The 8,379-nt window shown below is 68.7% G+C and carries 4 protein-coding genes and 2 pseudogenes; 4 read left to right on the top strand and 2 right to left on the bottom strand.

Going from position 1 to position 8,379, the window contains the following annotated elements:
* From I53_RS33665 to I53_RS03675, 4 genes and pseudogenes are all read left to right on the top strand, one after another.
* Positions 1 to 2,134, top strand: a pseudogene (locus I53_RS33665) (hypothetical protein); the annotation flags it as partial.
* Positions 2,135 to 2,177: 43 nt separating this feature from the next.
* Positions 2,178 to 3,233: a glycosyltransferase family A protein gene (locus I53_RS30305; protein ID WP_051044655.1), complete on the top strand. Its 1,056-nt coding sequence runs from the start codon at positions 2,178 to 2,180 to the stop codon at positions 3,231 to 3,233.
* A 165-nt stretch (positions 3,234 to 3,398) separates the two neighbouring features.
* A complete protein-coding gene (locus I53_RS03670) occupies positions 3,399 to 3,815 on the top strand; it encodes a hypothetical protein (protein ID WP_043346792.1) in 417 nt (138 codons plus the stop codon).
* A 52-nt stretch (positions 3,816 to 3,867) separates the two neighbouring features.
* The gene (locus I53_RS03675) at positions 3,868 to 6,252 is read left to right on the top strand and encodes a glycosyltransferase (RefSeq protein WP_043346794.1); all 2,385 of its coding nucleotides are present in this window, start codon (positions 3,868 to 3,870) and stop codon (positions 6,250 to 6,252) included.
* A gap of 70 nt (positions 6,253 to 6,322) precedes the next feature.
* Here I53_RS03675 and I53_RS03680 read toward each other — a convergent pair whose 3' ends face one another.
* Positions 6,323 to 7,102, bottom strand: coding sequence for a methyltransferase domain-containing protein (locus I53_RS03680; protein WP_051044656.1), 780 nt, complete (start codon positions 7,100 to 7,102; stop codon positions 6,323 to 6,325).
* 308 nt (positions 7,103 to 7,410) lie between these two features.
* Positions 7,411 to 8,379 (bottom strand): annotated as a pseudogene (locus I53_RS03685) (SGNH/GDSL hydrolase family protein); the annotation flags it as partial.

Raw genomic sequence — 8,379 nt, forward strand, 5'->3', positions numbered from 1 at the left:
ATTGTTCGACGCGGATTCGGTGACCCGCCGCTACGGTCACCGCGGCGTCGCGACGCCGGAAGCCTACGCGGCCGAGGGCTGGTGCTCCGAACGCGATCCGAATCCCCTCTTCGATTCGGCCTTCTACCGGGCGCAGGTGTCGGCCGCGGAGGCCGCCAGCCTCAGCCCGGCCGAGCATTACTGCGTCCATGGCGCCGCGATCGGGCTCGATCCCGGTCCGCTGTTCAGCACCCGCACCTATCTGACCCTCTATCCCGATATCGCCGCAGCCGGGGTCAATCCCCTGGGCCACTACCTCCATTACGGGGCCCCGGAAGGTCGGCTGCCCAACCTCCTGGAAGGCCGCGCCCTTGCCGAGGCCAGTGCGGCGGCGCTGACCCACGATCCAGAAAACCCCTATGCACGGGTCCAGGCCGCGTCCGAGCGGCTGCACGCCAACGATCCCGCGGCGGCGCTCGCGCTGCTGGCGGGCGGCCCGGTCGCCGGCCTTCAGGCGCTCCTCGTGCGCGTCGGAGCGCTGCTCGCCCTGGGGCGGCGCGACGGGGCGCTCGAGGCTGCCCGCGCAGCCGCGGAGGTCGAGGGCGCCGGCCTGATCGCCCGGTGCGGTCTGGCCGCCTACCAGGCCGAGACGCTGGGCCGGCTGGGGACCGCAGCGGCGGCCTACGAGATCGCCCTGGCGGTGGGCTGCGAGGATCCGGCCCTGTTCCGGTTCCGCCTCGCGGTCATCTTCCGGACCTGGGGCCGGCTCGTGGAATCCGAGGAGCAGGCGCGCCTCGCCCTCGAACTCGGCGATGCCAGCCCCCATACCCGAGCCCTCCACGACCTCCTCGCCCGCGACCGGACCCAGGCCGAGCGGCTCCATGCCGAGAGCCGTGCCGTTCCGGATTTCGCGCCGCAAGCGTGGCAGGCGGCCAACCAGGCCTGGGCCGCCCACCCGCAGGTGACGGGTCCGATCCGGCCGGCCCGGCTCCGAGGAACCGGCCTCCTCCTCGTCGATTCGAGCTTCCCGTCCCGGTTCTCGGCGTTCCGCTACGGCGAGCTGCTCACCTATCTGTCCGCCATCCCGGACAGCCGGGCCGCCTCGTCGCTGCGCGACATCGACCGCTACCGGCCGGACCGGACCTTCCTCGACGAAGTGCGGCAGTTCGAGGCGGAGCATCCGACCCTGGCCGGCCGGGTGCGCGCCCTGAACACCGGCCACGATCTCAGCGCCAAGGTCCTGCACACGACCTTCCTGCACAACGCCGCCGTGCTGCTGGCCTCGAACCCGGACCTGCGCGCCGAGCGCTTCGTCTTCACCCTCTATCCGGGGGGCGGCTTCATGCCGAACGATCCCGTGTCGGATGCCAAGCTCCGGCGCGTGCTCGGCGATCGCCTCTTCGCCAAGGTGCTCACGACCCATACCCTGCAGCGCGACTACCTGCTCGACCGGGGCTGGTGCGATCCGGATCAGATCGCCTTCGTCTTCGGCGCCGTCTCGCCCGATTGCTGGGATGTCGCGGCGAGCGCGCGTTGCTCGCGGATCGGGCGTCCGCTGCAGGACACGATCCGGATCTGCTTCGTGGCGCAGCGCTATACGGAGTTCGGCATCGAGAAGGGCTGCGACGTCTTCACCGACCTCGTCCGCCGCTACGCGGACGATCCGCGCTTCGAGTGGCACTATGTCGGCGACTGGACGCCGGACCTGCTCGGCCTCACGCGGATCGACCGTGTCCGTTTCCACGGCGTGCAGCCGGCCTCGTTCTTCCAGGACTTCTATCCCGGCATGGACATCGTCATCTCGCCCAACCAGTCGCCGATGGAGCGCGACGGCGGCCGCGGATCCTTCGACGGCTTCCCGACCACATCCTGCGTCGAGGCGGGCCTGCGCGGCGTGGCGATGTTCCTCTCCGATTCCCTTGCCCTGAACCGTCGGCTCGACGGGACCCCCGCCATGCTGCCCGGCGAAGAATTCGAGCTGATCACGCGCGACGCCGACGGGATCGCCGCCCGGATCGAGTTCTACGCCGGGGACCGGGAGGCGCTCCGGCGGCTCGGCGAGGCCGGCCGGCTCGCCATCCTGCGGGAATACAGCTTCGAGCGGCAGATGCGGCCGCGCCTCGACCTGCTTCGGGGACAGCTCGATGCCGCGTAGAGGCGCGGCCCGGCGGATCGCGCAGAGATAGGTGCACGCGCCGATGTTGCGGTTCCTGACCAAGTCCGCGCGCCCGCGGCCCGAAGCCCGCCCGCCGACGGCGCGGCGGATCTCGGTCGTCATCCCATCCTACAACCACGCGCCCTACATCGCGCAGGCGATCCGCTCCGTCCTGGATCAGGACCGCCCGGTCGACGAGTTGATCATCGTCGACGATTGCTCGACCGACGAGTCGCGGGCCGTCATCGCCCGGACGATCGAGGGCTATGCCGGACCGGTCCGGATCCAGTGCGCGCTGCTCGACCGCAACGGTGGGGCGCATGCGGCGATCGCGCTCGGCCTGTCCAAGGCCAGCGGCGACGCGCTCACCATCCTGAACTCAGACGATGCCTATGGCCCCGACCGGTTCCGGGTGATCTGCGACGCGCTGCCGCCGGAGGGTGATTTCATCGCCTTTACGGGTGTCGACTTCATGGACGATTCGGGTGCCCGGCTCGCCGAGGACGACCCGGTCCGCACGTGGTACCGTGACGTCCTGGGCCAGGCGGGGGCCTGCCCGACCGTCGGCTTCGCGCTCCTCCGCCACAACATCGCGGTGACGAGCGGCAACCTCGTCTTCTCGCGCGGGCTCTACGAGACGGTCGGCCCCTTCGCGGCCTACCGCATGTGCCACGACTGGGACTTCCTCATCCGCTGCATGGTCCACGTGGAGCCGGTCTTCGTGCCGACCCCGCACCTCCGTTACCGGACCCATGCGACCAACACGCTCAAATCCACCGGCGACCTGATGCACGGCGAGGGATCGGCGGCGCTGAAGACCTATATGTCGCTGATCGCCCGGGGGGCGACGGACAACCGGCTGGCACCGACGCCCGAGAACTGGCCGGTCTACTTCCGGTTCTTCACCGCGACCTATGCGCCCTGGTTCACCGGCGAGCCGATCGAAACCGTCGCCCGGCAGCTCTTTCCGGACCCGGAGACGCAGCCCGCCTGGCTGTCGACGGAGGCCGGGGCGGCGGGCGGCTTCCGCACCGCCCCCTCCCCCGTACAGGACGCCCTGGCGTTGCGCCGCGTCGTCGGACTGCTGATGCCGCGCTGACACGCGGCCGGGCGCGCCGATGCCTCAGGGTTGACCGGTCTGGGGGGCAATCGTATCACCCCGCCTCACCCGACAGGAGCGCGCTGTCGCGCCGGTCCCCGGCCGTTCACGCCGCGCCCGTGCGCGCCAGCTCCTGAGAGCGTCGCGACTGAGACGGAGCCGACCGTGGGCGAGGACGTGGAAGCGCTGCGGGCCGAGCTCGCCGAGACCCAGGCACGGCTCAAGGAGGCCCAGGGCGAACTCGCCCGTCTGGTGCGTCTGGCCGAGGCCGACCTCCAGCGCCGGCGCCCCGGTGAGCAATCGAGCGTCGTCGCTTCCTCGGTCCGCAGGCCGGCCGCCAAGGAGGTGGCCGCCCGGATCGCCCGGTTCGCGCATCTCTACCGCGAGGCTGCCGCTGCCACGCCCGATCGTGCCCCCGTCGTACCCGAGGCAACGATGCTCGGATGGCTCGAAACCTCCGGGTTGTTCGACCGCCAGTACTACCTCGCGTGCAACGACGACGTCGCGAATGCCGGCGCCGATCCGACGCAGCACTATTACAACCACGGCTCCGAGGAAGGGCGCCTCCCCAGCACCCTCTGAGGGTCCGGTCTGGGGAAGCGGCCCGCTGACGCGCGTTCGAGGGATCTGATCGATGCAGGACGGTGCAGGAGAGGCCGCGCCGGCGCTCGAGCCGTGGCAGGACGATTTCGCGACGATCTACGCCAGCGGCCTGTTCGACCATATCGGCTACGCGACGCGCTATCCCGACGTGGGTCTCACCGACCTGTCGCCCCTCGAACATTACGTGAAGTACGGTGCCCGGCTCGGGCGCCGGCCCCGGGCCGACTTCACCGCGCCGCCGGACGAGACCTTCGACGGCAGCTTCGTCAATCCCTTCGCGGCCTGGATCCGGGCCCGCGCCGAGACCCAGCCCGCACCGGCCTGGAACCGGCCGGTCGTCTCGGTCCTGTGCATCACCTACAACCAGGCGGCCTTCATCCGGCAGACCCTGGACAGCATCCTCGGCCAGGCCACGGACTTCCCCTTCGAGCTGCTGGTTGGCGACGACCGCTCCACCGACGGGACCGCCGAGATCGTCGCCGAGTACGCCGCGCGCCATCCCAACCTCGTGGCGGTCCTGCGCAGCGAGAACCTCGGCCCGAATAGGAACTTCGCCGACCTCACGGAACGCTGCCGCGGCGAGTTCGTGGCGATCTGCGAAGGCGACGATTACTGGACCGACCCGCGCAAGCTCCAGCGCCAGGTCGACTTCCTGCGGGCACGCCCGGAATTCACCCTCTGCTTCCATCGGGTGCGGGTGGTCTACGAGGACATGCCGGGGGTCGAGGAGCTGTACCCGAAGCAGTGCAGCCCGCAGCCGTCGCTGTCCGACCTCGTGGCCCACAACTTCGTCCAGACCAACAGCGTGCTCTATCGCTGGCGCTACCACGGTGCCGAGGCGTTCGCGTTCGACGAGGGCATCGCCCCGGGCGACTGGTACGTCCACCTGATGCATGCCGAGGTCGGGCGCATCGGCTTCCTGCCGGAGGTGATGGCGGTCTACCGCAAGCACGCCGCCGGGATGTGGGCGACCTACGCCACCGAACTCGCCCGGCACAAGAAGCTCGGCAATTCCGAGATCGCGTTCTTCCGCAAGCTGCGCGGCCATTTCGGCGGCCGCTACGCGGCAGGCTACGAGGCCGCGCAGAAATCGATCTTCCGCCGGCTGGCCGAGGCCTATCTCGACGAGGAGGACGTCCCGAGCCTCGGACGGCTGATCGAGGCCAATCCCGACATCGCCCGCGCGGCCTTGCACGACATGGGCCTCGACGCGCCCGATGCGCTGTCCGGTGAGCCGGACGCCTTGCGCGCGTGGCTGATGAAGCAACTCACCGTCAGCGTCATCGTCACGGCCTACAACCACGCCGCCGAGATCGGCCGCTGCCTCGACGCGGTGCTGGGACAGCGCGGGCTGTTCCGGATGCAGGTCGTGATCGGTGACGACACGTCCACCGACGGGACGGCCGAGATCGTCGAGAGCTACCGGGCGCGCCACCCGGAGCGGATCGTCGTCAGGCCCCGTCCGCAGAACCTCGGCATGCTGCGCAACATGCAGGACTGCCTCTCCGCCTGCACGGGCCGGTACGTCGCCTTCTGCGAGGCGGACGATTACTGGCTGTCCGACCGCAAGGTCGCCATGCAGATGCGCATGCTGCGCAACGACCGCAGCCTCGACATGTGCTTCAACTGGGTGCTGCTCCACTACCCGGCCACCGGCTCCTACCTGCCGCACGACGAGCAGGGCCGCTACCCGACCGGTACGATCAGCTTCCCGGTGCTGGCCAATTCGCCGCTCACCGCCAATTTCTCCTGCTGCTTCTACCGCGCCGAGGCCCTGCGCCGGGTGCCGGAGGCCTATTACGAGAACGCGTCGGCGGCCGACTGGCTGATGAACCTCTACGTCGCCGACAAGGGGCGCATCGCGTTCCTGCGCGAATTGCTCTCGGTCTACACGGTTCAGGCCAAGGGCCAGTGGTCGGGCCTGCCGGAGGACATCAAGAACGCCCGGATCGCCCAGTACCAGAAGGAATTCGCCGGGATCTTCGGCGAGGGGCGCGGCTTCGAGAAGTACGAGGTCGGCTGCACCGTGGCCGAGCTCGACGGCGAATTGCCGGATTCCTTCGCCCGCGCCAACCTCGAAGCCCCGCAGGATCGGGTCTGGGCCGAGATCCAGGACGGGCAGGTGGTGCTGGCGGGCTGGGTCGTGTCGGCGAGCCGCGCCAAGGCGACCCTGGTCGTGGAGGTGGACGGCGAGGTCCAGCGCATCCCCGTGGACGTCCACCGGCCGGACGTGATCGCGGCGGTGCTCGGCGACATCCCCACCACCATGGAGGAGGCCCGCTGCGGCTTCCGCTTCACCCTACCCTACGCCCTCCACCTCGAGGTGCTGATCTCGATCGAGGTCGAGCACACGGTGGTGCCCTGGCTCTCGGTGATCTTCACCCACCGGGTCAAGCGGTCGGGTCAACAGGGTTAGAGCCCGTCCCCCGAGCCGACGGCGGTCCGGCCGCCTCAGGCTGCCTTCTCGCTCAGGCTGCCTTCTTCGCTCAGGCTGCCTTCTTGGCCACCAGGGAGTTTCCGCAGGCCAGCTCCTCCCGGGCGGATGCGGGCAAAGCCTCAAGCCACCTGCGCCACTGCTCCCCTTGAACGTCGAGGGCCATCAGCTCTCCGACCGTCATGTTGAGCAGTTCCGGCCGGATCTCGGCGGGCAGATGGTGGTTCAAGGCGCCCAGCACCCAAGAGACCGTGTAGGCGACCGTCTGGTTGACGAACGTGTCGCACAGCTCGACCTCGAACCCTTCGTCCTCGAAGATGGTCTTGAGCCCCTCCCGCGTCGCGTTGAAATAGTGGCTCGGGTAGCCGTGAACGGGTTGCAGGAAGGGCCAGTCGATGAAGACCGTCCCACCCTTGCGCAGCATGCGCCGCATCTCCCGGACGACAACCCAAGGCTGTCGGGTGTGTTCGAGGACGGCGAAGCAGCCGATGCCATCCAGAGTTTCGGATCGGATCGGGTACGGGCGGGTCGGATCGACGATGAGATCTGCCGAGCGGCTCGGGTAGACTTCCACATTCAGAACATTGTGGAATAGGATGTCGCCTCGATATCCGCATCCGAGGTCCATAAACAGCTTGTCCGGCTGGACTTCGACGAAGTGCGTGAAGATTTCGGGGAGATTACCCTGGCTCTCGCTCTGGTAAGTCTCGAGATCGTAGGAGCGATCGGTGGTGAAGAGCGGAAATGTTCCTGTCTTCGACTGGTGCCACGGCTCCTCAAGGATATGTCTGAAGCGCTCGAACTTGGCCGCCCGATCCTCGGAGCTGATCATCGGAACGATTTCCTCTCGGACTGCGACAACCTAGAGAAGATCGACCATCCTCAGCAAAACGTAAACACTCTCCGAATGGGCGAAAAAAATTGAGATACGGCATCCAGAAGTTGCCGGCCTCGGAGGGCTGGCCGCCCTGCCGACGACCAGGGCCCGGAAGCCGGTGGCATGTTCTTCGGTGTGCAGATTTCGACGATGCCCGGTTGCCGCCGCGACGGGGGCGGGGCCTCGTTTGCCGGCTCCGGGAACCGGGCTCTCCGTCATCCGCTCAACGGCTGAGCGCCGGCTGAGACGGAGCCGCAGCGGCCCTATCGCCTGCGGCCGCCCGTCAGGAAGCGGCGGACCCGCCCCATGGGGGAGCGGGGTTGCGCGAGCAGCCGCCGCACTTCGACAGCCAGCCGCGTCGCGACGATCTCGCGGGCGGGATCGTCGTAGTGGACGATGTCGTAGAAGGTCCCCTCTTCCCGGTCGCGAAAAATCCCGCTGAGGTCGAGGGCCGTGAAGGTGCGCCGGTAAGGGCGCCGCGCGGCGAGCTGCGCGGTGAAGGCCTCCAGCTTGGCGTATTGCCGGTCGAGATAGGCCAGGAACGCTCCCGAGGCGACGCCGCGCTCCGCTTCGGTGAGGTGCCGCTTGCGCAGGATCGTCGGCTGCAGGACGCTGAGGATCGGCACTTGGTGGTCGTGCGACAGCTTGGTCAGCCGGTGGGCCGCGAGCGCGTAATGGTGGATGATGGCATCCTCCCAGCCGGGGCTCTGCCAGCCCACCTCGGCGCGCAGCCGCTTCAGCTCCTCGTAGATCAGCGTGATCAGCGCCTCGTAGGACAGACCGTCCTCGCGGGCCCGGGGATCGTGCGTGTCGAAGAAATGGTCGTAGAGCCGCTGGGTGATGAAGGCGTTGTAGGGATGGCCCGGCCGGGGATCGTAGGTCCAGGGCTGGAACAGGTCGGTGCTGCCGCTGAGCACGAGGATCGCGTCGGGAGCGTAGGTCACGAGACGCGACCAGATCAGGTGCGTCATCTGCGTGAGGCAGCTCGACATGACCCCGAAATTGTAGACCTTCGCGCTGTCGAGCCCCTCCGCCCGCAGGATCCGTTCGAGGCGGCCGGGAAGGGTGTTGGCGATGTCGCCGCCGTCGATGGTGGTCGAATCGCCGACGACCAGGATCCGGGTCTCGCCTTGCGGCTTGCGCTCCACGATGGGGGCGGCGTTGAGGAAGCCGTCGGCGTCGAACGGCACGCCGTAATGGCTGGCACCCGGTTTGCCGGCAAACTGGATGAA

This window comes from Methylobacterium sp. B1 (genome assembly GCF_000333255.1).
Taxonomy (GTDB): domain Bacteria; phylum Pseudomonadota; class Alphaproteobacteria; order Rhizobiales; family Beijerinckiaceae; genus Methylobacterium; species Methylobacterium fujisawaense.